The organism is Duganella sp. 1224, assembly GCF_013408245.1.
In the GTDB taxonomy this organism is placed as follows: Bacteria; Pseudomonadota; Gammaproteobacteria; order Burkholderiales; family Burkholderiaceae_D; genus Rugamonas.
Genome location: NZ_JACBYS010000009.1, coordinates 38,852 through 62,580 on the forward strand (window position 1 = coordinate 38,852; position 23,729 = coordinate 62,580).

The 23,729-nt window shown below is 66.0% G+C and carries 24 protein-coding genes; 16 read left to right on the top strand and 8 right to left on the bottom strand.

Annotated features, from left to right (window positions below; translation table 11 throughout):
- Positions 1–90 precede the first annotated feature (90 nt).
- The 7 genes from mreC to FHW58_RS25165 are packed head-to-tail and all read left to right on the top strand — an operon-like array spanning position 91 to position 9,302.
- Positions 91–1,383 carry a rod shape-determining protein MreC gene (mreC, locus tag FHW58_RS25135; protein WP_179675927.1) on the top strand — a complete coding sequence of 431 codons (1,293 nt, stop codon included), beginning with the start codon at positions 91–93 and terminating at the stop codon, positions 1,381–1,383.
- Positions 1,380–1,892, top strand: coding sequence for a rod shape-determining protein MreD (gene mreD / locus FHW58_RS25140; protein WP_179675928.1), 513 nt, complete (start codon positions 1,380–1,382; stop codon positions 1,890–1,892). Before mreC ends, mreD begins: the two co-directional genes overlap by 4 nt.
- A 15-nt stretch (positions 1,893–1,907) precedes the next feature.
- A complete protein-coding gene (mrdA, locus tag FHW58_RS25145; protein ID WP_179675929.1) occupies positions 1,908–3,962 on the top strand; it encodes a penicillin-binding protein 2 in 2,055 nt (684 codons plus the stop codon).
- Positions 3,963–3,975: 13 nt separating this feature from the next.
- A complete protein-coding gene (gene rodA, locus FHW58_RS25150; protein ID WP_179675930.1) occupies positions 3,976–5,088 on the top strand; it encodes a rod shape-determining protein RodA in 1,113 nt (370 codons plus the stop codon).
- A complete protein-coding gene (gene rodA, locus FHW58_RS25155) occupies positions 5,088–6,212 on the top strand; it encodes a rod shape-determining protein RodA (protein WP_179675931.1) in 1,125 nt (374 codons plus the stop codon). The genes rodA (FHW58_RS25150) and rodA (FHW58_RS25155) overlap by 1 nt, the downstream gene beginning before the upstream one ends.
- Positions 6,209–8,128, top strand: coding sequence for a penicillin-binding protein 2 (gene mrdA, locus FHW58_RS25160; protein WP_179675932.1), 1,920 nt, complete (start codon positions 6,209–6,211; stop codon positions 8,126–8,128). The genes rodA (FHW58_RS25155) and mrdA (FHW58_RS25160) overlap by 4 nt, the downstream gene beginning before the upstream one ends.
- Positions 8,112–9,302 (top strand): septal ring lytic transglycosylase RlpA family protein, encoded by a 1,191-nt coding sequence (locus FHW58_RS25165; protein ID WP_179675933.1) that lies wholly within the window; start codon positions 8,112–8,114, stop codon positions 9,300–9,302. The genes mrdA (FHW58_RS25160) and FHW58_RS25165 overlap by 17 nt, the downstream gene beginning before the upstream one ends.
- Here the strand turns inward: FHW58_RS25165 and FHW58_RS25170 are convergent, their stop codons facing one another.
- The 8 genes from FHW58_RS25170 to FHW58_RS25205 form a co-directional block, all read right to left on the bottom strand.
- On the bottom strand, positions 9,303–9,989 hold the full coding sequence (locus FHW58_RS25170; RefSeq protein ID WP_179675934.1) for an SPOR domain-containing protein: 687 nt from the start codon (positions 9,987–9,989) through the stop codon (positions 9,303–9,305).
- Positions 9,990–9,999: 10 nt separating this feature from the next.
- A complete protein-coding gene (locus tag FHW58_RS25175; RefSeq protein ID WP_179675935.1) occupies positions 10,000–10,752 on the bottom strand; it encodes a type III pantothenate kinase in 753 nt (250 codons plus the stop codon).
- Positions 10,749–11,528, bottom strand: a complete 780-nt coding sequence (locus tag FHW58_RS25180; protein WP_229265489.1) for a biotin--[acetyl-CoA-carboxylase] ligase — start codon at positions 11,526–11,528, stop codon at positions 10,749–10,751. The genes FHW58_RS25175 and FHW58_RS25180 overlap by 4 nt, the downstream gene beginning before the upstream one ends.
- A 13-nt stretch (positions 11,529–11,541) precedes the next feature.
- Complete coding sequence (locus FHW58_RS25185) at positions 11,542–12,336, bottom strand: SDR family oxidoreductase (RefSeq protein WP_179675937.1); 795 nt, start codon at positions 12,334–12,336, stop codon at positions 11,542–11,544.
- 2 nt (positions 12,337–12,338) lie between these two features.
- Entirely contained in the window at positions 12,339–13,004 is a 666-nt protein-coding gene (locus FHW58_RS25190; protein ID WP_179675938.1) for a thiol:disulfide interchange protein DsbA/DsbL, read from the bottom strand.
- A gap of 11 nt (positions 13,005–13,015) precedes the next feature.
- The gene (locus FHW58_RS25195) at positions 13,016–13,723 is read right to left on the bottom strand and encodes an SPOR domain-containing protein (protein ID WP_179675939.1); all 708 of its coding nucleotides are present in this window, start codon (positions 13,721–13,723) and stop codon (positions 13,016–13,018) included.
- 21 nt (positions 13,724–13,744) lie between these two features.
- A complete protein-coding gene (argS, locus tag FHW58_RS25200) occupies positions 13,745–15,454 on the bottom strand; it encodes an arginine--tRNA ligase (protein WP_179675940.1) in 1,710 nt (569 codons plus the stop codon).
- A 116-nt stretch (positions 15,455–15,570) separates the two neighbouring features.
- Positions 15,571–15,909, bottom strand: coding sequence for a hypothetical protein (locus tag FHW58_RS25205; RefSeq protein WP_179675889.1), 339 nt, complete (start codon positions 15,907–15,909; stop codon positions 15,571–15,573).
- Positions 15,910–16,035: 126 nt separating this feature from the next.
- Between FHW58_RS25205 and rsmB the strand changes: the two genes are divergently transcribed.
- The 9 genes from rsmB to FHW58_RS25250 all read left to right on the top strand — a co-directional run bounded on the left by rsmB (position 16,036) and on the right by FHW58_RS25250 (position 23,715).
- Positions 16,036–17,442 (top strand): 16S rRNA (cytosine(967)-C(5))-methyltransferase RsmB, encoded by a 1,407-nt coding sequence (rsmB, locus tag FHW58_RS25210; protein ID WP_179675941.1) that lies wholly within the window; start codon positions 16,036–16,038, stop codon positions 17,440–17,442.
- Positions 17,435–18,043 carry a DUF4390 domain-containing protein gene (locus tag FHW58_RS25215; RefSeq protein ID WP_179675942.1) on the top strand — a complete coding sequence of 203 codons (609 nt, stop codon included), beginning with the start codon at positions 17,435–17,437 and terminating at the stop codon, positions 18,041–18,043. The genes rsmB and FHW58_RS25215 overlap by 8 nt, the downstream gene beginning before the upstream one ends.
- On the top strand, positions 18,044–20,350 hold the full coding sequence (locus tag FHW58_RS25220; protein WP_179675943.1) for an ATP-binding protein: 2,307 nt from the start codon (positions 18,044–18,046) through the stop codon (positions 20,348–20,350).
- Between the two features lie 61 nt (positions 20,351–20,411).
- Positions 20,412–21,128 (top strand): response regulator, encoded by a 717-nt coding sequence (locus tag FHW58_RS25225; RefSeq protein WP_179675944.1) that lies wholly within the window; start codon positions 20,412–20,414, stop codon positions 21,126–21,128.
- Positions 21,125–21,544, top strand: coding sequence for a GTPase (locus tag FHW58_RS25230; RefSeq protein WP_218892888.1), 420 nt, complete (start codon positions 21,125–21,127; stop codon positions 21,542–21,544). Before FHW58_RS25225 ends, FHW58_RS25230 begins: the two co-directional genes overlap by 4 nt.
- 100 nt (positions 21,545–21,644) lie before the next feature.
- Positions 21,645–21,902 carry a DUF3567 domain-containing protein gene (locus FHW58_RS25235; protein WP_179675946.1) on the top strand — a complete coding sequence of 86 codons (258 nt, stop codon included), beginning with the start codon at positions 21,645–21,647 and terminating at the stop codon, positions 21,900–21,902.
- 38 nt (positions 21,903–21,940) lie between these two features.
- Entirely contained in the window at positions 21,941–22,705 is a 765-nt protein-coding gene (locus FHW58_RS25240) for a class II glutamine amidotransferase (protein ID WP_179675947.1), read from the top strand.
- Positions 22,706–22,787: 82 nt separating this feature from the next.
- Positions 22,788–23,453, top strand: coding sequence for a hypothetical protein (locus FHW58_RS25245; RefSeq protein ID WP_179675948.1), 666 nt, complete (start codon positions 22,788–22,790; stop codon positions 23,451–23,453).
- Positions 23,443–23,715, top strand: coding sequence for a PAAR domain-containing protein (locus FHW58_RS25250; RefSeq protein WP_179675949.1), 273 nt, complete (start codon positions 23,443–23,445; stop codon positions 23,713–23,715). Before FHW58_RS25245 ends, FHW58_RS25250 begins: the two co-directional genes overlap by 11 nt.
- The last annotated feature ends 14 nt before the right edge of the window (positions 23,716–23,729 follow it).

The window sequence follows — 23,729 nt, forward strand, 5'->3', positions numbered from 1 at the left end:
AACAACCGGGGCCGCCAGATAGCGGCCCCGGTGCTTTACGGTGAGTTGATAGTCTCGTTGGCGCGTGGGTGCGCCGGATTATTGGAAGTCATGGAATACAGTCCTCCGCCACTTTTCAAGCAAGGCGCTTCGGCGCGGGTCAAGATGACGGTGTTCGCGTGCATATCGATTGCACTGCTGCTGGTCGACTCGCACATGCGCAGTCTTGAACGGGTGCGCTACTATGCCGGCGCGGTGCTGCGGCCGGTGCAGAAGGTGGCCTTGCTGCCGCGCGACGCCATCTACGGCGTCGGTGAATATTTCTCTACGTTGTCGTCGCTGGAAAAGCAGGTGCGCGAGCTGAAGACGCAGCAGATCGTCAACTCGCAGGCCTTGCAGCAGGCGAAGCTGCAGTCGGCGGAAAACGCCCAACTGCGCAAGCTGATGGACGCGCGCGAGCGGGTGCCGGTCAAGTCGCAGCTGGCCGAGGTGCTGTACGACGCGCGCGACGCCAACAGCCGCAAGATCATTCTCGATCGCGGCACCCATCATGATGTGACGCTGGGCCTGCCGGTGATCGATAACCAGGGCGTGGTCGGCCAGGTCACGCGCGTGTTTCCCTTTACTTCCGAGGTGACGCTGCTGTCCGACAAGGAGCAGGCGATTCCGGTGCAGCTGCTGCGCAATGGCTTGCGCTCGGTGGCGTATGGGCGTGGCAAGTCGGGCAATCTGGAGTTGCGCTTTACGGCGCCGAACGCGGATATCCAGGTGGGCGATATCGTGGTGACTTCGGGCCTGGACGGTGTGTATCCGGCCGGCCTGGCGGTGGCCAAGGTGACGCAGGTGGAGAACAGCGCCGGCGGTTCGTTCGGGGGCGTGATCTGCCAGCCGCTGGCGGGCATCACCAACAATACGCAGCTGCTGATCCTGATGTCGGCGCCGGATATGCCGCCGCGTCCTCCGGATGAGGTGGAGCGCGCGCCGCGCAAGCACAATAACAAGATGGCGCCGATCAAGGACGCGCCGAAAGAGGGCGAGGGCCAGCCGGCCGCCGGCGCCGCCGGCGCCACGCCAGGGCCGAACGGCGCGGCAGGACTGTTCCCGGTCATGCCGCCGCCGCCGAAGCCGGCCGCCGCGCCAGCCGCCGATGGCGCCGCGCCGGCCACCACGCCAACCAATGCATCGCCGGCCGGCACCACGCCAGGCGCCGCGACGCCGACCAACGCCGCGACCGCGCAAGGCGCCCCGCGCGCCGCCGGCGGCACCGCGGCCACGACGGCTGGCGCCGCGCCAGGCACGCAAGCCGCGACGCGCACCGCTGGCGGTGCTGCGACGACGTCGCCGGCCGCTGCACGCGCGACCGCGCCGGCGGCTGTCACTCAATCCAAGGAGCCGGCACGATGAATCGTCCGCACTACATCCTGCTGCCGGTCAGCCCGCTGTTCATCGCCTTTAGCCTGTTCTGCGCCTTCCTGCTGAACCTTCTGCCATGGGGCCAGTTCGTCGGCGTGCCGGACTTCGTCGCGCTGCTGCTGGTGTTCTGGGGCGTGCACCAACCGCGCAAGGTCGGCATCGGCACCGCTTTCTTCCTTGGCCTGCTGATGGACGTCCACGACTCCACGCTGCTGGGCGAGAACGCGCTGGCCTACACGCTGCTGTCCTATTTCGCCATCATGCTGCACCGCCGGGTGTTGTGGTTCCCGATCTGGACCCAGGCGCTGCACGTGTTCCCGCTGCTGGTGATGGCGCAAACGGTGCAGCTGCTGGTGCGCTTCTGCGTCTCCGGCAAAACGCCGGGCTGGTTCTACTTCGTTGAAAGCATGATCGCCGTCGTCCTGTGGCCGCTGGTCACGTGGATCCTGCTGGCGCCCCAGCGCCGCGCGGTCGACCGCGATCACACGCGCCCCATCTGACGCTGCGGTTCCGGCATGACTGAAATCAAGGACAACCAGCGCGAACTCCAGCAGTTCCGCCTGCGCCTGACGGTGCTGGGCGGGTTGGTGTTCTTCTGCTTCGCGCTGCTGCTGCTGCGCTTCATCTGGCTGCAAATCGTCAAGTACAGCGACTTCGCCGTCAAGGCCGAAGAAAACCGCATCGCCATCGTCCCCATTGTCCCCAACCGCGGCCTGATCCTGGACCGCAACGGCGTGGTCCTGGCGCGCAACTACTCCGCCTTTACGCTGGAGATTACGCCGTCCAAACTGAATGCCACGCTGGACGAAACCATCGACGAGTTGTCCAAGCTGGTCACCGTCGACATCAAGGACCGCAAGCGCTTCAAGAAACTGCTGGACGAATCGAAGGGCTTCGAGAGCGTGCCGCTGCGCACCCGCCTGACCGACGAGGAAGTCGCGCGCTTCAGCGCCCAGCGCTTCCGCTTCCCCGGCGTGGAAGTGCAGGCGCGCCTGTTCCGCCAGTACCCGCTGGGCGAAACCGCGTCGCACGTGATCGGCTACATCGGCCGCATCAACCAGTCCGAAGTCAAAGCCATCGACGCCACCGACGATGGCCCCAACTACAAGGGCACCGACCATATCGGCAAGGAAGGCCTGGAAAAGAGCTACGAGAAGCAGCTGCACGGCCAGACCGGCTACGAAGAAGTGGAAGTGTCGGCCGGCGGCCGCGCCATCCGCACGCTGTCGCGCACCCCGGCCACGCCGGGCAATAACCTGATCCTGTCGATCGACATCGAACTGCAGAAGGTGGTGGAGGAAGCCTTTGGCGAATGGCGCGGCGCCTTCGTTGCGATCGAGCCGGAAACCGGCGACATCCTGGCCTACGTCTCGCGTCCCGGCTACGACCCCAACCTGTTCGTCGACGGCATCGATTCGCAAAGCTGGAACGAGCTGAATACCTCGCTCGACCGGCCGATGGTCAACCGCCCGCTGTCCGGCACCTACGCGCCGGGTTCCACCTTCAAGCCCTTCATGGCGCTGGCCGCGCTGGAACTGGGCAAGCGCAACCCGGCCACCGCGTATCCCGACCCGGGCTTCTTCTACCTCGGCGGCCACAAGTTCCGCGATGATAAAGTGGGCGGCCATGGCAACGTTGACCTGCGCCGCTCCATCATCGTGTCCTGCAACACCTACTACTACCAGCTGGGCAACGACATGGGCATCGACGCCATCACCCAGTTCATGAAACCGTTCGGCTTCGGCGAAAAAACCGGCATCGACCTGGATAACGAAAAGACCGGCGTGCTGCCATCGAAAGAATGGAAGCGCAAGCGCTTCAAGGGCAATGCCGGCAAGTGGGTGGGCGGCGACACCATCTCGGTGTCCAACGGCTCCGGCTACAACTCCTACACGCCGCTGCAGATCGCCCACGCCATGGCCAACCTGGCCAACAACGGCGTGGTGATGAAGCCGCACCTGGTGAAGATCGTGGAAGACGGCGGCACCAAGGCGCGCAAGCTCACCGTGCCGAAGGAAAGCTACCGCATCCCGCTCAACCAGACCAACATCGACATCGTCAAAAGCGCCATGGTGGGCGTGAACAGTGAGCCGGGCGGCACCGCCTACCGCGCCTTCGCCAACGCCGCCTACACCTCCGGCGGCAAGACCGGCACGGCGCAGGTGGTGGGCATCAAGGCCAACGAGAAGTACAACGCCGCCGCGCTGGCCGAACGCCTGCGCGACAACGCGCTGTACACCGCTTTCGCGCCGGCCGACAAGCCGAAGATCGTGGTCGCCATGGTGGTGGAAAATGCCGGCTGGGGCGCGGAGATCGCGGCGCCGATCGCGCGCAAGGCGCTGGACTTCTACCTCTTGGGCAAACGCCCGGCCGACAAGGAAACCACCAAGGTGCCGAAGGAAGACGCGGCCGAATTCGTGCCGATCGAAGATCCGGAAGCTGCCGAAGCCGCCGCCGCGGCAGCCGAATCGCGCCGCGAACAGGCGCCGGCGCCAACGCCCGCGCCACCACCAACGCCCGCCGCCACGCCGGCGGCGCAGCCGGTGACGCCGGCACGGAAGAAACAATAAGGACCACCTCACCATGCGCATCCACGAGAGACGTTCGCTGTGGCGTCGAATGCGGCCTTACTTCACGGTCTTCGACGGCCCGCTGACCCTGATCATCATCATGCTGCTGACCGTCAGCATGATCACGCTGTACTCGGCCAGCATTGGCATTCCCGGCAAGATGGAAGACCAGGTGCGCAACATCTTCCTGTCGTTCTTCATCATGTGGGTGGTGGCGAACATCTCGCCGCAGATGATGATGCGGATCGCCGTGCCGGCCTACGCCATCGGCGTATTCCTGCTGGTGTGCGTGGCACTGTTCGGCACCGTCAAGCTGGGGGCGCGGCGCTGGCTGCACGTCGGCATCGACATCCAGCCGTCCGAATTCATGAAGATCGTCATGCCGCTGATGCTGGCGTGGTTCTTCCAGAGCCGCTCCGGCCACCTGACGTGGCAGTCGTACGCCATTGGCGCGCTGCTGCTGGCGGTGCCGGTGGGCCTGATCGTGCGCCAGCCCGACCTGGGCACGGCGCTGCTGGTGGTGGCCGCCGGCTTTTGCGTGATTTTTCTGGCGGGCCTGTCGTGGAAGGCGCTGGTTGGATTGTTCGCGGCCGGCGCGGCGGCGCTGCCGGTGATCTGGTCGGTGCTGCACGACTACCAGCGCGAACGCGTGATGACGCTGATCGATCCGACCACCGACCCCTTGGGCAAAGGCTTCCACATCATCCAGTCCACCATCGCGGTGGGCTCGGGCGGCATCACCGGCAAGGGCTGGACGCATGGCACGCAGGCCCACCTGGAATTCATCCCCGAGCGTACCACCGACTTTATTTTCGCCGTCTACTCGGAAGAATTTGGGCTGGTCGGTAACCTGATCCTGATGGTGTTGTACCTGATGCTGATCGGCCGCGGCCTGATGATCGCCGGGAACGCGCCCAACTTCTTCACCCGCCTGCTGGCCGGCGCCGTCACCATGATTTACTTCACCTATGCTTTCGTCAACATGGGCATGGTCAGCGGCATCCTGCCGGTGGTGGGCGTGCCCTTGCCGTTCATGAGCTATGGCGGCACCGCGCTGCTGACGCTAGGCCTGGGCGCCGGCATCCTGATGAGCATCCAGCGCCACCGCAAGCTGGTGCAGACCTGATGGGCCTTGCGGATAGCCGCACGTGGTGGCAGCGCCTGCGCCCCCACGTGCTGGTGTTTGACGCGCCGCTGGCGCTGATCATCGCGGCGTTGCTGTCGGTCGGCCTGGTCACGCTGTACTCGGCAGGCATCGCCATACCCGGCAAGGTGTGGGACCAGTTGCGCAATATCGCGGCGGCGGTGCTGGTGCTGTGGTTGGTGGCGAACATTCCGCCGCAGATGATGATGCGGCTGGCCGTGCCGGCCTACGTGGTGGGCGTGGCGCTGCTGGTGGCGGTGGCGCTGTTTGGCATCATCAAGGGCGGTTCGCGCCGCTGGCTGTATGTCGGCACGCAGATCCAGCCTTCCGAATTGATGAAGATCGCCATGCCGCTGATGCTGGCCTGGTTTTTCCAGCGCGAGCAGGGGCACGTCAACTGGCGCACCTACATCATCGCCGCCGTGCTGCTGGCGATACCGGCCGGCCTGATCGCGCGCCAGCCGGACCTGGGCACGGCGATGCTGGTGACCATGGCGGGCGCCTGCGTGATCTTCCTCGGCGGCCTGTCGTGGAAAGCGTTGGGCGCCTTGTTCGCCGTCGGCGCGGCCGGCCTGCCGGTGCTGTGGACCTTCATGCATGACTACCAGCGCGACCGCGTGTTGACGCTGATCGATCCGTACCACGACCCGCTGGGCAAGGGCTTTCACATCATTCAGTCGATGATTGCCATCGGCTCGGGCGGCGTCACCGGCAAGGGCTGGACGCACGGCACGCAGGCGCACCTGGAATTCATCCCCGAGCGCACCACCGACTTTATCTTCGCCGTGTTCTCCGAGGAGTTTGGCCTGCTTGGCAACGTGGTGCTGATGGTGCTGTACCTGCTGCTGATCTGGCGTGGACTGAGCATCACGCTGAACGCGCCGACGCTGTTCACGCGCCTGCTGGCGGGCGCCATCACCATGATTTACTTTACTTACGCCTTCGTCAACATGGGCATGGTGAGCGGGATCATTCCAGTGGTCGGCGTGCCGCTGCCGTTCATGAGCTACGGCGGCACCGCGCTAATGACGCTCGGCCTGGGCGGCGGCATCCTGATGAGCATCCAGCGCCACGGCCGGCTGGTGCGCGACGGAGCGCGCGGATGACGGAGTTCAAGGACAACGACGTCGAAATGCGCGAGTTCCGCCTGCGCGTGACGGTGCTGGGCGGGCTGGTGTTCCTGTGCTTCTTCCTGCTGCTGGCGCGCTTTGTCTGGCTGCAGATCATCCAGCACGCCGACTTTGCCGTCAAGGCGGAAGAAAACCGCATCTCGCTGGTGCCTATCGTGCCGAATCGCGGGCTGATTTTGGACCGCAATGGCGTGGTCCTGGCGCGTAACTACTCGGCCTACACGCTGGAGATCACGCCATCCAGGCTGGAGGCGCCGCTGGATGACACCATCGCCGAGCTGTCCAAGCTGGTGACGGTGGACGTGAAGGACCGCCGCCGCTTCAAGAAGCTGCTGGAGGAGTCCAAGGGCTTCGAGAGCGTACCGCTGCGCAGCCGTCTCACCGACGAGGAAGTGGCGCGCTTTACGGCGCAGCACTTCCGCTTCCCCGGCGTGGAAGTGCAGGCGCGCCTGTTCCGCCAGTATCCGCTGGGCGAAACGGCGTCGCACGTCATCGGCTACATCGGCCGCGTGAGCCGCGCCGAAGCCGACGCGCTGGATGACAGCGATGATGCCGCCAACTATCGCGGCACCGACCATATCGGCAAGGAAGGGCTGGAGAAAAGCTACGAGAAGCTGCTGCATGGCCAGGCCGGCTTTGAAGAAGTGGAGAAGACTTCCGGCGGCCGTGCCATCCGCACCTTGTCGCGGACGCCGGCCAAGGCGGGCAGCAACCTGATACTGTCGATCGACATCGCGCTGCAGAAGATTGTGGAGGAAGCCTTTGGCGACCGCCGCGGCGCGCTGGTGGCGATCGAGCCGGAGACCGGCGACGTCCTGGCCTACGTCTCGCGCCCCGGCTACGATCCCAATCTTTTCGTCGACGGCATCGACTCGCAAAGCTGGGACGAGCTGAATACATCGCAGGACAAGCCGCTGCTGAACCGTCCGATCTCCGGCACCTACGCGCCGGGTTCCACCTTCAAGCCTTTCATGGCGCTGGCCGCGCTGGAGCTGGGCAAGCGCACGCCGTCGCAGGCGATCTACGATCCCGGTTTCTACATGCTGGGCGGCCACCGTTTCAACGACGACGTGCCGGGCGGGCATGGTTCGGTGGACATGCGCAGGTCGATCATCGTGTCGTGTAATACCTACTACTACGAGCTGGGTCACGACATGGGCATCAACGCCATTCACGACTTCATGCAGCCGTTCGGCTTTGGCGAGAAGACCGGCATCGATCTTGAAAACGAAAAGACCGGCGCGTTGCCGTCGCCGGAGTGGAAGGCGAAGCGCTTCAAGGGTGCGGCGGGGCGCTGGGTCGGTGGTGATACTATCTCGGTCAGCAATGGTTCCGGCCTCAATGCCTACACCCCTTTGCAGATTGCTCACGCCGTGGCCAATCTGGCAAATAACGGCGTGGTGATGAAGCCGCACCTGGTGAAGATCGTTGAGGACAGCGCCACGCACGCGCGCAAGCTGACGGTGGCGCAGCAAAGCTATCGGATTCCGCTCAAGCAGGAGAACATCGACTTTATCAAGAATGCGATGGTGGGCGTGACCAGCGAGCCGGGTGGCACGGCCTACCGCGTGTTTGCCAACGCCGGCTACACGGTGGGCGGCAAGACCGGCACCGCGCAGGTCATCACGATTAAAAAAGGCGAGAAATACAACGCCGCCCGACTGGCCGAGCGCCTGCGCGACAATGCGCTGTTCACCGCGTTTGCGCCGGTGGACAAGCCGCGCATCGTGCTGGCCATGGTGGTGGAAAACGCCGGCCATGGCGGCGAGGCCGCGGCGCCGATTGCGCGCAAGGCTTTGGATTATTACCTGCTGGGCAAGCGTCCGGCGGAGAAGGACAAGAACAAAGTGGAACAAGAAAACACGGAGAGCGGCGATGCGCCTGCAACGTAATCGTCTGCTGCAGTTGACGGCGATGGCGTCGGCGCTGGTGCTGGTCGGTTGCGGCACGGCGCCGGTGTCGACCGAGCGCGCACCGCGCCCGGTGCAGTCGACCGGGCCGGTGATCAAGGCGCCATCCACCACCAAGCCGGATCCGTCGCTGCCGGTGCTGCCGCCGGCGAATTCGGGACGTGGCGGTTATTATCAGGATGATGGTCCGGGCGATTCGCCGCCGCCGAATCTGATGGACACGCCGGACGCCGACGTGCGCAATGATCCGCTGCTGCCGCGCTCCAACCGGCCTTACGTCGTCTTCGGCAAAACCTATACGCCAATCACGGACGACCAGCCGTTTACGCAGATCGGCGTGGGTAGCTGGTACGGCAAGAAGTTTCACGGTCAGCGTACTTCGTCGGGTGAGCTGTACGATATGTACAAGATGACGGCCGCGCATCCGATTCTGCCGATTCCCTCGTACGCGCGGCTGACCAATATGGTGAGCGGCGCCACGGTCATCGTGCGCATTAACGATCGCGGGCCGTTCCATGCCAACCGCGCCATCGACGTGTCGTACACGGCGGCGCTGAAACTGGGCTTGCTGGGCAAGGGCAGTCATGAGCTGAAGATCGAGCGCATCCTGCCCGAGGAGGTGGACCGCATCCTGGCGTCGCGCGAGGGCCTGCAGGGCACCAAGCCGCGCCTGACGCCGCCGATCAAGACGCCGCTGCCGTCCGCCCAGCCGGGCGAGCAGGCGGCGCCGGTGCCCAAGGTGACGGCAAAGATGATCGATACGCCGCTGGTGCTGACGCCGGCGGCGCCGGCCGCCACGCCTGCCGTCGCTGGTGCCGGCGCCAGCGCCAGCACGGCGGCGGCGGCCGCGTCGGTCGCCGCGCCGAAGGAGATCGAATCGCTGATGCTGACCGACCGCGCGCCAGCCGGCTACGCCGCGCCGGATACGCCGGCGGCGGGTGGCTTCTATCTGCAACTGGGCGCTTACTCGCGCGCGGAAAACGCCGAGGCGGTGCGCGGCAAGCTGTCTGGCAAACTGAATGGTCTGGAGGTCGTGCAGGGCGGCGCCGTGTACCGGCTGTTCGGCGGCCCGTTCGCCACGCGCCAGGAAGCGCAGCAGGCGGCACAAGGGCTACCGTCGTCGCTGGGCCTCAAGCCCATCATCGTGCAGCGCTGATTACTTGCAGTTGCGGACTGTCGTGTCGGGGAAGCCGGCACGGATCTTTTCCAGTTTGGCCTTGAGGTCCGCGTCAACGTCGCGGAACTGGAAGGCCAGCTGCTTGCTGCCGCTCAGGCGCGGCGCCACGCGCGCGGTGCGCACGCCTTGCTTCATCAGCGCCGCCAGCTGATTCTGCGCCGCCGTCTCGGTCTTGAACACGCCCAGCGAAATGCCCCAGTGCAGCGGCGTGTTTTCCTGGATGATGTAGTAGTTGGTGACGCCCAGCGCGCGCAGTTCGCCGGCTTTCTTGTCGGCGCCTTCCTTGCTGCCCTGCGGCGGAATATAAACGATATAGCTCGATACCTCGGTGCCCGGCAGGTTGTGGCGCGACTGGCGGTCGCCCAGCTCCAGCGCGGCCAGCTGCGCCTCGAAGCGGCGAGCGTCGGCCAGCACGAAGCTGGCGATTTCCACGCACGCCTGCACCGGCGGTGGCGACGGTTTGGCGTCGTCCAGCAGCGCGGCGGCGAGGGCGGCCTGCTTGTTGGCCTGGTCGGCCGAGATGATGGACAGCTTGTTGGCGTTGAGCTGATTGAGCAGGCGTTCCGGCTCGCGTTCGTTGCCGCTGAAGTGACCCAGATAGCCGCGCCCGTACGCGAACAGCGCGGCGTTCAGGGCAAGCAGGGTCCAGAAAATAAACTTCAGCACGAGGCGTTCCTTATTCAGCGCTGCCGGCGGCGGCCTGCAGGCCTATCAGCACAATGTTTTCAACGATACGGTACGGCACTTTCAGCATCGGCGCAATGTAGGGCGCGGCGCCGCCCGAAATGATGCATTCCTGCGCCTGATGCGCGGCGCAGGCGTGTTCGATGGCGCCGCTCTGCGCGGCCAGGATGCCGCTCAAAATGGCGTCGTCGGTATTGTCGGCGAACCCCTCCGGCAGCTTACCGTCTTGCGCGATCTGCGGCAACTGCGCGGTGTTGCGCGCCAGCGAACTGGCCATCAGGCCCAGGCCCGGCAGGATCATCCCGCCCAGGAACACCCCGTCCGGCGTGACGGCGTCGATGGTGGTGGCGGTGCCGCAGTTGGCCACGATGGTCCGCCGTCCCGGCGCCAGCGCGTGGCCGGCGATGGCGGCGGCGAAGCGGTCGCACCCCAGCTGCGCCGGATTGCGGTAGCCGTTGGTGACGCCGGCCAGCGACGGCAGCGAGGCAAACCACTCCAGCGGCACCTCCGGCAGGCAACGCCGCAACACGTATTCCAGCTGCACGCGCAGCGCGTTGCCGGCCACGTTGGCGATCAGGATGCGGCTGACGCCATGCGTGGCGGCGGCCTCGCACCACGCCAGCTCCAGCTGCGGCATGTCGGCGTGGGTGGCGGCGCCGTGGGTAATCCACGTGCCCAGTTCCGCGCCGGCCTTGGCCAGCGCCCATTTGACGCGGGTGTTGCCGGCGTCGATCAGTAACATCATGGTTGTGCTCCGGATAAGCGCAGCGATACATCGCCGGACAGGATTTCCACCCGGCCGGCCTCGGTGTCCAGCAGCAGGCGGCCGATGTCGTCGACGCCGGCGGCGCGGCCCTGTTGTACCTCGGCGCCATTGTCCAGCAGGACCACCTCCTTGCCCTGCCATGCGTGCAGCGCGTTCCAGCGGACGGCGAAGGGAGCGAAGCCGGTGTGGTCGAATTCCGCCAGTACGGCGGCCAGGCGGCTGAGCAGGGCAGCCATCAGCTGGTTGCGGTCCATCTGCGCCAGCCATGGCGCGCTGGCGACTTCACGGCCGATCTGCGCTTCCAGTTCGTCCGGCATCAGCAGATTGACGCCGCAGCCGATGACGGCCCAGATGCCGTCGTCGGTCTTCTGCGTTTCGACCAGGATGCCGGCCAGCTTGGCGCCGTCGCGCAGCAGGTCGTTGGGCCACTTGATCTGCACCGGCACGCCCAGCGCGGCAATGGTTTCGGCCAGCGCCACGCCCACCGCCATCGGCAGGCCTGACATCTTGTGCAGCGGTCCCTTGAACGGCCAGGCCAGCGAGAACATCAGCGCGGCGCCGGGCCGCGACAGCCACGAACGGCCGGCGCGACCGCGCCCGGCGGTCTGGTTGTCGGCGATACGCAGCACCGGGCCAGTGAGCGTGCCGATACGGGCTAGCAGGTCGGCGTTGGTGGAGCCGGTTTCGGCCACGGCTTCAATCGCCACGTGGCTGGCGGAGGTGGCGCAATGCGCGGCGATGGCGGCTGGGTTCATGGAAGGATTCATCTCAATGCGGCGCGGCCGGCGCGGCCGGTTTGCGGGGTTTATGCGGCGCCTTGCCGAAGGCCCAGTCGTAGACGGGATTCGGCAGCATGCGCAGCACCTTGGCGACCACGCCCATCTGCCACGGGATGACGGCGTAGCTGGAGCCGGCGGCGATCACGCGCGCGGCGCGCGTGGCGAATTTGTCGGGCGCCATCAGGAACGGCATCGGGTAGGGATTCACCTGCGTCATCGGGGTGTCGATGTAGCCGGGGCAGAGGGTGACCACGCGGATGCCGTGCGGCTTCATCTCCAGCCGCAGCGATTCGCAGTAGCTGATGACGGCGGCCTTGGAAGCGCTGTACGCCTCGGCGCCCGGCAGCCCGCGTATGCCGGCCACGCTGCCGATGCCCACCAGCCGTCCCGGCGTGCGCTGCGCGCGCATGGCGCCGATGAAGGGCGCGAAGGTGGCGGCGGTGGCCAGCACGTTGGTGGCGATGATGTCGGAGAACACCGCGAGGTCCTCGGCGTATTCGGTCAGCGTGCCGACCGAGATGCCGGCGTTGGCGATCACCACGTCCACGCCGCCAGCATGCGCGAGGAAGGCCTGCGCGGCGTGATTGATGGCGGCGTGGTCGCGCACGTCCACCGCATAGGCGCGGTGGCGTTCGGCGTGGGGGAGGGAGGCGATCAGCGCGGCGAGGGCGTCGCCACGCCGGGCCAGCAGGCCCAGGGTGGCGCCTTGCGCCGCATACTGGCGGGCCAGCGCGGCGCCCAGGCCGCTGGACGCGCCGGTGATGAAGACGCGCAAAGGCGTCATGCTTACTTCTTCTCTGCTTTGGCCTTGGCGACCAGCACGTCCAGCACCTGGACCGCGGCGTCGTTCAGCTGCGTTTCGGTGTTGGCGTTGGAGAGGGCCATCGACGGCGCGGTGGCGTATTTGCCGTCCACCACCAGGTAGGGCCAGAACTCGACCTTGTAGGCGTCCATCATCGACAGCGCCTTGCGCAGGTGGCCGGCGATGCCGAAGCTGCGGTAGGTGTCGATGAACTTCTGCTGGTCCACGCCTTGCTTGGCGACGAAGTCGAACACCTGTTCATCGCGGTTCAGGCGATTGTGGTTGACGTGGATTTCGTTGAAGGCCTTGGTGTGCAGCTCCGGCGTCAGCACGCCCATGGCCTGCAGCGTGTAGAACATTTTCTCCTGCGGCAGGTCGGTGCCCTGGCGGCCGATGTGCACGCGCTTGAAGACGATGTTGTCGCCCTGTTTTTTCACCCAGGCGTTGAGGATGGGGTCAAAGCCGGCGCAGTGCGGGCAGGCGTAGTCGAAGAATTCGATGACTTCGACTTTTTTGCCGGTGTCCACCGGCTGCGGCGTCGGCAGCACATTGTATTCGGTGCCGGCCTTTGGATCGGCTGGCGAGGCGGACGCGGTCAGTGCGACGGCGCTCAGGGTCACTGCGGTCAGGATGAACTTCAGGAATCGCATCTTTGCTCCTCTTACTTTTGTTTACGCACAACGGCGACATCGACGCCGTTTTCGGACAACTTGCGGCGCACGTTGTTCATGGTTTCGACCTGGCTGTAAGGACCGATCTGCACGCGGTGCAGCACGCCGGCGTCGGTGGTGCGGTCGGAGATGTTGGCCTCAAAGCCCAGCAGCGCCAGTTTGGCGCGCACGTTTTCGGCATCGGCGATCTCGCGGAAGGCGCCGGCCTGCAGCAGGTAGAGGTATTTCTCGTCGCCGCCGGCATCGGCCGCCGCCGCCGGCTTGGCGGCCGGCTGCGGCGTGATGTTGGCGGCGTTGGGCGTGGCGGCCGGTTTGGCCGGCGTCGCCGGCGTGCCCTGGATCTTGTCGACCACGGCCTGCAGCTGGTCGGCCGCGTGCGGCGTTGGCGCGGTCGGCGCCGGCGTGGCGGGGGCCGCCGGCGCGGTTGGCTGTTGCTGGTCCTTGGCGAAGTCCCTGGCCGCCTCGCGCGCCGCGTCCTTGTTGCCGTACATCGGCTTGTTCGGGTCGGCCACTTGTCCCGCCGTTGGTTCCGTTGCTTTGCCCGGATGGCCCTTGTCCGTGAACGGCGTCGAGCCCTTGGTGATCATCAGCGCCACCACCACCGCGATACTCAGGCCGATGACCAGGCCAATGACGATGCCGATGAAGGTGTTGCCCTGCTGTTGCGAACGTGGGGTAAAGCGTGAACGGAAATTCATTGTGCGGGATGTCCTTCGCAATTACATTTTGTTGGGAGCCGATACGCCGATCAGCGCCAGGCCGTTGCGCAGCACCTGGCGGGTGGCGACCATCAGGGCGATACGCGCGGCCTTGAGGGCCTCGTCGTCGACCAGGACGCGCTCGGCGAAGTAGAAGCTGTGCAGGTTGGCGGCCAGGTCGCGCAGGTAGAACGCGATCTGGTGCGGCCCCAGTTCCGCCTGCGCGCGCGCCAGTGTTTCCGGGTAGGCCGCCAGGGTGGCCAGCAGCGCCGCTTCGGTTGGCGCGGTCAGCGGCGACAGGTCGACCTTGGCCAGGTCGGCTTCGCTGCCGGTCCATTGCTCCAGCATGCGGCAGATGCGCGCGTGGGCGTACTGCACGTAGTAGACCGGGTTCTCGTCCGAGGTCTTCAGCGCGACGTCGACGTCGAACACGAATTCGGTGTCGGCCTTGCGCGAGATGAGGAAGAAGCGCACGGCGTCGCGGCCTTTTTCAATGTCGCCGCCGCCCGACCATTCGATCAGGTCGCGCACGGTGACGTAGGAGCCGGCGCGCTTGGAGATCTTGACCTCTTCGCCGCCCTTCATCACGGTGACCATCTTGTGCAGCACGTAGTCCGGGAAGCCCTGCGGGATGCCCAGGTTGACGGCCTGCAGGCCGGCGCGCACGCGGGCGATGGTGCCGTGGTGGTCGGAGCCCTGGATGTTGATGGCCTGGTGGTAGCCGCGCTGGAACTTGACGATGTGGTAGGCCACGTCCGGCACGAAGTAGGTGTAGGTGCCGTCCTTCTTGCGCATCACGCGGTTCTTGTCGTCGCCGTAGTCCTCGGTGCGCAGCCACAGGGCGCCGTCTTCCTCGTAGGTCTTGCCGGATTTGTTGAGCAGGTCGACGGCGGCATCCACCTTGCCGTCGCTGTATAGCGACGATTCGAGGTAGTAGTTGTCGAACTTGACGCCGAAGGCTTGCAGGTCGATGTCCTGCTCGTTGCGCAGGTAGGTGACGGCGAAGGCGCGGATCGATTCGATGTCCTCCACGTCGCCGGAGGCGGTGGCGGGCGAACCGTCGGAGGCCGACACGGTTTTCTTGGCCTTGAAGTCGGCGGCGATGTCGGCGATGTAGTCGCCGTTGTAGGCCGACTCCGGCCAGTCGGCGTCGCCCGGCTTGTGGCCGCGCAGGCGCGCCTGCACCGAGTTGGCCAGGGTCTGGATCTGTACGCCGGCGTCGTTGTAGTAGAACTCGCGGGTGACGTCGTAGCCCTGCGAGATGAACAGCGACGACAGCGCGTCGCCCAGCGCCGCCTGGCGGCCGTGGCCCACGTGCAGCGGGCCGGTCGGGTTGGCGGAGACGAATTCGATGATGACCTTCTTGCCGCTGCCGGCGTCGCCGGAACCGTAGGCGGCGCCCTGCGCCAGCACGGTCTTGACCACGGCCTGCTTGGCGGCGGCGCTGACGCGCAGGTTGATGAAGCCAGGGCCGGCGATGTCGGCGCTGTCGATCAGGCCGTCGCGGGCCGGATTGGCCAGCAGCGCGTCGACCAGCTTGGTGGCCAGTTCGCGCGGGTTCATTTTCAGTTGCTTGGCCAGTTGCATGGCGATGTTGCAGGCGACGTCGCCGTGCGACGGGTCGCGCGGGCGCTCCAGCACGACGTTGGCGGTGACCTCGGTGCCGGCCAGGATCGGGGCGAGGGCGGCCTGGAACAGGGCCGTGATATCTTGTTTTTGTTGGGCTAGCATGCGCTTAAAAATTCATCAGATAGTGGAAACGGCGGGCGCATGGGCGCCGGCCAAACAGCGGTAATTATACTGTGTTGACCGGGCGGAGGGGCGGACTGTGAGCGGCAACGGTGTTGCTAATGAATAAACCTTGCAATGCTGAACGCGATCGTGCCGACCACGGCCGACAAGGTGATGGCGGTGCCCACGAACCATTTGATGAGCCGCGTTTCCAGTTGCGCCATTTTGAGCTCCAGCTTGGCATCGCCTTCGCGGACATCACCCTGTAACTTTGCGATGTCCTCTTTGGTCGCATAGTTCGATTTGACGACAGCAACATCTGTTTCGACGCCTGTCAGACGCGTTTCGACGCCTGTCAGACGCGTTTCGACGCCTGTCAAGCGCGTCTCGACGCCTGTCAGTCGTGTCAGGACTTGCTCGTCGGTGGATTGCTCGGGTTTAGGTTGCGTAGCCATTTGCCGATCTTACGCTGGTCGGCGGCCGCGCGTTTGATCCAAATTAAGCCGCTACCGCTGTCGCCTTGCGTCAGGCGCTAATGTATACTGCGCGATCACGGCCGTTACCCACTCTGGAATTAGCATATGAACAAGCGTCCAACGCTCTCTTTGAAGTCTCCCGCCAAGCCGGCCGCGCCGAAACTGCGCGCCAGCCATGCGCGCGACCTGAAACCGGCGTTGCAGACCCATTTCCAGACTAACCTCAAGCCCGATTCGCTGGCCTACAGCCTGGTCGGCGCCGCCGCCGCCATTGCCCAGGTGCGCACCGGCACCAACCTGCCGCAGGCGCTGGCCCAGGTGTGGGCGCGCCAGCCCGAGCTGACGCCGCAGGCGCGCGGCGCCATGCAGGACATCAGCTACCGCGCCATGCGCCTGCTGGGCCAGAGCGAGGCGCTGGTCGGCCTGATGGCGCCCAAGGCGCCGGAGCCGCTGGTGTCGGCCCTGCTGTCGTGCGCGCTGGCGCTGCTGGCGGCGCCGGACGCCAGCCGGCCGTACGAGGATTTCACCGTGGTCGACCAGACCGTCAGCGCCGCCGAGTCGCACCCGGACACCGCGCGCGCCAAGGGCATGGTCAACGCCGTGTTGCGCCGCTTCCTGCGCGAGCGCCAGGCGCTGCTGGACACCGCCCTGCGGCAACCGGTAGCACAATGGAACTATCCACAGTGGTGGATCGACGCGGTCAAGACCGCCTGGCCGCAGCAATGGCAGGCCGTGCTGGCGGCCGGCAACAGCGCCCCGCCGCTGACCTTGCGCGTCAACGCCCGCCGCCAGACCAGCGAACAGTACCTGGCCAGGCTGGCCGCCGCCGGCATCGCCGCCCGCCAGATCGGCCCCTACGCGGTGCGGCTGGACAAGGCGGTTGGCGTGCACCTGATTCCCGGCTTCGCCGAGGGCGAGGTGTCGGTGCAGGACGCCGGCGCCCAGCTGGCCGCGCCGCTGCTGGACGTGCGCGACGGCATGCGCGTGCTGGACGCCTGCGCCGCCCCCGGCGGCAAGACCTGCCACATCCTGGAGCTGGCCGATGCCCAGGTCACCGCGCTGGACGCCGATCCCAAGCGCCTGGCGCGCGTCGGCGAAAACCTCGAGCGCCTGCAGTTGCAGGCCACGCTGAAGCCGGCCGAGGCGCAACACCGCGACTGGTGGGACGGCCAGCCGTATGACCGCATCCTGGCCGACGTGCCGTGCACCGCCTCCGGCATCGTGCGCCGCCACCCGGACATCCGCTGGCTGCGGCGCAAGGCCGACACGCTCCAACTTGCAACACTTTCCGGCAAAATCCTCGACAATCTTTGGCAGATGCTGGCACCGGGTGGTAAATTGCTATTCGTGACATGTTCCTTGTGGCCGCAGGAATCCGAGGCGCAGGCGGCCGCTTTTGCTGTACGTAATCAAGCTGTCCGACTGGATGCGCCCGGTCAGTTGCTCCCCGCCGGCGGCACCGGGCAGGATCACGATGGTTTGTTTTACGCGCTGTTCCAGAAAAATGCGTAACCTCTTGAGTACCGGCCCCCACGTGACGCGACGATTGTTCCGATTTCTGCTCGCCCCCTTGCTGCTGACGCTGGCATTGCTGGCGGCGCTGCCGCAGCCGGCGCGCGCGTCGGAGGGCGTGGAAATCCGCCGCGCCCTGATCGAGGCCACCGACGAGGGCTACCGGCTGTCGGCCACCTACGGCTTCGACCTGACGCGCGAGATGGAAGACGCGCTGCAATACGGCAAGCCGCTGTACTTCTACACCGAAATCGAATTCACCCGCCCGCGCTGGTACTGGTTCGACGAAAAGGCCGTCACCGCGCGCCAGACCGTCAGCCTGTCGTACAACGTGCTGACCCGCCAATACAACGTGGCTGTCAGCGGCAGCGTCTACCAGAGCTTTCCGTCGCTGGACGAAGCGCTGTTCCTGATCCGCCGCCCCAACCGCTGGCTGGTGGCGCCGCGCGGCGCGCTGAAGGTCGGCGAAACCTATAACGTCAAGCTCAGCATGGGCCTCGACCCCAATTACATCCCCAAGCCGCTCAAGGTCAACTCCCTCAACAACAACGAGTGGCGCCTGGCGTCCGACAAGAAAACCTGGGTCTACAAGGCTGAGTAAGTGAAAACGGCGCTGCGCTACATCTTCGTTGTCGGGGGCGCCATTGTCAGCATCCTGCTGTTCCTGCTGGCCTCGGCCTCCGACAATTCCGGCCTGTTCGACCGCTCCTATGGCTGGCTGCTGGGCCTGAACGCGGCGGCTGCCATCGGCCTGCTGCTGCTGGTCGGCGTGTCGCTGTTCCGCCTGTATTCCCGCTACAAGGCCGGCAAGTTCGGCTCCAAGCTGATGACGCGGCTGGTGCTGCTGTTCGCCGCCATCGGCGTGCTGCCGGGGCTGGTGATCTTCCTGGTGTCGGTGCAGTTCGTCTCCCATTCGATCGAATCGTGGTTCAACGTGCCGGTCGAGGCGGCGCTCAATTCCGGCATCGAACTGAGCCGCGACGGCCTGGAGCGCTCGGTGAAGGAGCTGACCACGCTGGCCAACCGCACCGCGCGCGAGCTGGCCGAGCGCCCGTTCGGCACCGAGCGCGCCACGCTGGCGGCGGTGGTCACGGAGCAGGAGGGCATGCAGAACGCCATCATCGTCGACGGCGACGGCGGCCTGGTGGTCAGCGCCCGCGCCAGCCGCAAGGGCAACCTGAGCGCCGACCTGCCGACCCGCGAGATGATGGCCACGGTCAAGAAGGACGAGCACTATGGCGCCGCCGAGGGCGGCAACGAGCTGCACAGTGACCTGGTCGCCGCGCCGGTGGGCAGCGCGGCGCCGGCCGAACCGATCAATCAGCTGCGGCTGCGGGTGCTGGTGCCGGTGCCCGACCAGGTGCGGGCCAATGGCACCTACCTGGCGCCGCGCTACCTGCAACTGATCCAGCTGGCGCCGGCGCAGCTGACCCGGCACGGCGAAACCATCCGCGCCGCCTACAAGGACTATAACGAACGCTACGAGGCGCGCGAAGGCCTGCGCCAGATGTACCTGGTGACGCTGACGCTGACCTTGCTGCTGGCGGTGTCCGGCGCCATCGCCAGCGCCTTCCTGATCGCCAGCGACCTGGCGCAGCCGCTGCTGCTGCTGGCCGAGGGCACGCGCGCGGTGGCCGAGGGCGACCTGTCGCCGCGGCCGATCGTCGCCACCTCGGACGAGCTGGGCACGCTGACGCAGTCGTTCAACACCATGACGCGCCAGCTGTCGGACGCCCGCAGCGCCGTCGAGCGCAACCGCGCGGCGCTGCAGAACGCCAAGGCCCACCTGGAGTCGGTGCTGGCCAATATGTCGGCTGGCGTGATGGTGCTGGACCACGAGTTTCACTTGATCAGCTGCAACGACTCGGTCGAGCGCATCCTGCAGCAGGCCGGCGTCACCATGATCGGCCAGAAGCTAGACGAGATCGAGGGCCTGCAGGAGTTTGGCGCCGCCGTGGTGGCGGCGTTTGCCGCGCAGAACGCCCAGTCGGCGGCCGGCCGCAACATCGCGCGGCTGCACTGGCAGCGCCAGATCGAGGTGCCGCGCCCGGCCGCCGCCGGCGTCGAGGACAACGGCCTGACGCTGCTGACGCGCGGCTCGCGCCTGCCGGTCGAGGGCGGCAGCGGCTACCTGGTGGTGTTCGACGACATTTCCGACGTCATTTCAGCGCAGCGCTCGATCGCCTGGGGCGAGGTGGCGCGCCGCCTGGCGCACGAGATCAAGAACCCGCTGACGCCGATCCAGCTGTCGGCCGAGCGCATGCAGATGAAGCTGGAGGACAAGCTGCTGCCGCCGGACGCCGAGCTGCTGCACAAGGGCACCACCACCATCGTCAACCAGGTGGCGGCGATGAAGCGCATGGTGGACGACTTCCGCGACTACGCCAAGACCCCGCCCGCCGTGCTCGGGCCGCTGGACCTGAACGCGCTGGTCGACGAGATCCTGCACCTGTACATCAGCGGCGAGGGCAACGACATCATCCACCCGCAACTGGCGCCGCAGCTGCCGCTGGTGATGGGCGATCCGACCCAGCTGCGCCAGGTGATCCACAACCTGCTGCAGAACGCCCAGGACGCCATGGCGGAACTGCCGGCCGGCGCACCGCAGCCGCGCATTGACGTGATCACCGAAGCCATTCATTATCAGGGCGCGGATGGGAGTTCGCGCACAGCCGTGCGGCTGGCGATCACGGATAATGGCCCTGGCTTCGCGCCGAAAATCCTGGCGCGGGCGTTTGAGCCGTACGTCACCTCGAAGGCGCGCGGCACCGGCCTGGGGCTGGCGATGGTGAAAAAAATTATCGAAGAGCATGGCGGACGGATCGATATCCAGAACCATGTCGATAGAAGTGGCGCGTCAGTGCTGATTTTGCTGTTAAAGTTAGCACCGGCGTCGCAAAATAGCTAACAGCTACGACTACAAAAATCATTGCCGTCGGCCGACGGCGAAATGAGGAAGGCAAGGGAAGATGGCAAACATTCTGGTAGTTGACGATGAAATGGGTATCCGCGAGTTGCTCTCGGAAATCTTGAGCGACGAGGGACACGCGATACAACTGGCGGAAAACGCCCAGCAGGCGCGCGAGGCGCGCGCCCAGGGCGCGCCGGACCTGGTGCTGCTCGATATCTGGATGCCGGATACCGATGGCGTCACGCTGCTCAAGGAATGGCAGCGCGACGGCCTGCTGACCATGCCGGTGATCATGATGTCGGGCCACGCGACCATCGACACGGCGGTCGAGGCCACCCGCATCGGCGCCCTGAATTTCCTGGAAAAGCCGATCGCGCTGCAAAAGCTGCTGAAGGCGGTGCAGGCCGGCCTGACCCGGGCCCAAGAAACCGTGCGCGCGCCAGCGCTGGCGCCGCGCCCGGTGGCGGCGGCGCAGCCGGAGGAGGCGCCCAGCGCGCCGGCGTTCGGCGCCCCGGCGCCGGTGGCCGGCATTGCCGTGCGCGGCGGCGCCACCGTGGCGGGCGCCGACAACCACATGTTCAACCTGTCGTTCGACCTGCCGCTGCGCGAGGCGCGCGACGCCTTCGAGCGCATGTACTTCGAGCACCACCTGGGCCGGGAAGGCGGCAGCATGACGCGCGTGGCCGAGAAAACCGGCCTGGAGCGCACCCACCTGTACCGCAAGCTGAAACAGCTGGGCGTGGAGCCGGGCAAGCTGGCCAAGAAAAACGCCTGATTGTGACCGGCGCCACCGCCGCCGTCCCTTCCCGGCCGCCGGTGCCGACCTGGCTGGTCACCGGCGCGCGCGCCGGCCTGCGCGAGGCCGCCATTGCCGCCCATCTGCCCAAAGAGGGGGCCAGCGCCATCATTCTGGAGGGTTTGTCGGACGGCAATTCGGCGCTATCCTTGGACCCAACGGATGGACCGGTTCCCTACGATACCGTGCCGCAAGTGTTGCGCATCGCGCCGGGCTGCCTGCATTGCAGCGGCAATCTGATTTTGCGAGTAACATTAAACCGTGTGCTGCGCCGTCCCCCCGCGCGGCTCTACATCAGCCTGGCCTCCGCCGAGCACCTGGAACAACTGCGTTCCTGGTTGTCCGAGGCGCCCTACGGGGACTTGCTGAAACTGCAAGACGACATCGCGGCCTAATCCCAGCCCGCTGCTTGGCCTTGAATTGGCCCGTTTTCGACCCCAATTGGGGATAGAAGGCGGAAACGAAGGTGTTTCGCCCCTTGAGAAAGGAAGCAAAATGAACCTCATCTACAACAGCGAGCAATACAGTGTTGTCGAATTCGGCGTCGACCGGAATCTGGAGGCCCTGCGCTTCGGAGGCTACGAAATCGTCGACAAAGGCGGCAAGCGCGAGATTTTCATCGCCGGTGAACTGGCCAAAACGTTCCGCCGCGACGTCAACGAACTGATCGCCGGCGAGCCGACCATGGCGGAAATCGATGAATTCCTCGGCAGTTACGACTCGCTGATGAGTCAGCCCGTAGCGCTGCATTAATCTGCGCGGCGGCGGCACATGGGGCTTATAATCGCCCCATGTGCCAACTTCTTGGAATGAACTGCAATGTCCCGACCGACATTGTGTTCAGCTTTACCGGCTTCGCCATGCGCGGCGGCCACACCGACAGCCACCACGACGGCTGGGGCATCGCCTTTTTCGAGGGCGCCGGCGTGCGTCATTTCGTCGACCACCAGGCGGCCATCGCCTCGCCGATCGCCGAGCTGATCAAGCGTTACCCGATCAAATCCACCAACGTCATTGCCCACATCCGCAAGGCCACGCAGGGCCAGGTGGCGCTGGAGAATTGTCACCCGTTCGTGCGCGAATTGTGGGGGCAGTACTGGGTGTTCGCCCACAACGGCGACCTCAAGGCATTCCAGCCGCTGCTGAACGGCGCCTTCCGCCCGGTCGGCACCACCGACAGCGAGCGGGCCTTCTGCTACATCCTGCAGCAGTTGCGCGCGCGCTTCGGCGAACAGCGGCCGCCGCTGGACCAGTTGCGCTCCGCCCTCGGCGGCCTGGTGCATGAAATCGCCACGCACGGCACCTTCAACATGCTGCTGTCGTCCGGCGGCGAGCTGTTTGCGCATTGTTCGACCAACCTGTTTTACCTGGTGCGCCAGCACCCGTTCGACACCGCCAAGCTGTCGGACGAGGACATGAGCGTTGATTTCTCGCAGGTGACCACGCCCAACGACCGCGTCGCCATCATCGTCACCCAGCCGCTGACCACCAACGAAACCTGGACCGCCTTCCTGCCCGGCGAACTCAAACTCTTCATCGACGGCTGCCCGCAATAAGCCGGGCGCAAGCGGACGCCGCGCCCGGTATAAATCAGATAAGATTTATTTCATTTAATAGTGTCGGGGGCGGGGAGTTGAAGTGATCAGGAGTGTGTTTGCGGCGCTGGTGCTGACGCTGATGGCGTTCGGTTGCCGCGCCGCCGAGTCGTGTCCGCCGTCGTCGCGGCAGGAAGCGTGGGACGCCGCCTGTTTTGCCGGCAGCGGCGCGCAGCGCCACGTCAAGCCGCAGCATCTGCGTCAGCTGGGCTTTGGCAAGAGCGGCTACGCGCTGATCATGGTAGACGAGCCGCCCGAACTGGTGGCGGTGGACTGGCGCGGCGTGGTCGTGGTGCCGGGCATCTACCACGACGGCGAGGGCGACTATCCGCAGCCGCGCGGGCACCTGGCGCGCTTCCGCGATGGCGCCCGCTGCGGCTACTTCGACGTGCGCACCTTCCAGGTGCGGGTGCCGGCCAGCTATGACCAGTGCCTGGCGTTCGGCGAGCAGACGGCGCAGGCGTGCAAGGACTGCCAGGTCTATTGCACCGAGTCCGAGTGCCAGAACAGCATGCTGGTCGGCGGGCGCGGCGTCGAGATCGACCAGCGCGGCCGCATCGCCCGGCAGTTTCGTCCGCCGCCGCTGGCGCAGGCTTGCGCCGGCGGACAGCAGGGGACGCTGGAGTCGCGCGGCGGCCGCCGCTTCTGGCTGCGCTGCCCGCCAGCGCCGCCCCCGTCATTGCAGATGGAGAACGTACATGGCAGGTGAAATCATTCGTCAGGGCGACAAGACCAGCCACCACGGCACGGTGCTGGAGGGCTCGCCCTCGGACTTGTGCCACGGCAAGCCCGTGGCGTTTATCGGACACAAGGTGTCATGCCCCAAATGTTCGGGCAACCACACCATCGTCGAGGGCGTGGTGAGCACTACGCTGTACGGCAAGGGCGTGGCGGTGGCCGGCATGAAAACCTCGTGCGGCGCGGTGCTGATCGCCAGCCAGTTCACCGACGTGGTCGAGGGCGCCGGGTAAATTCTCCAAGACAC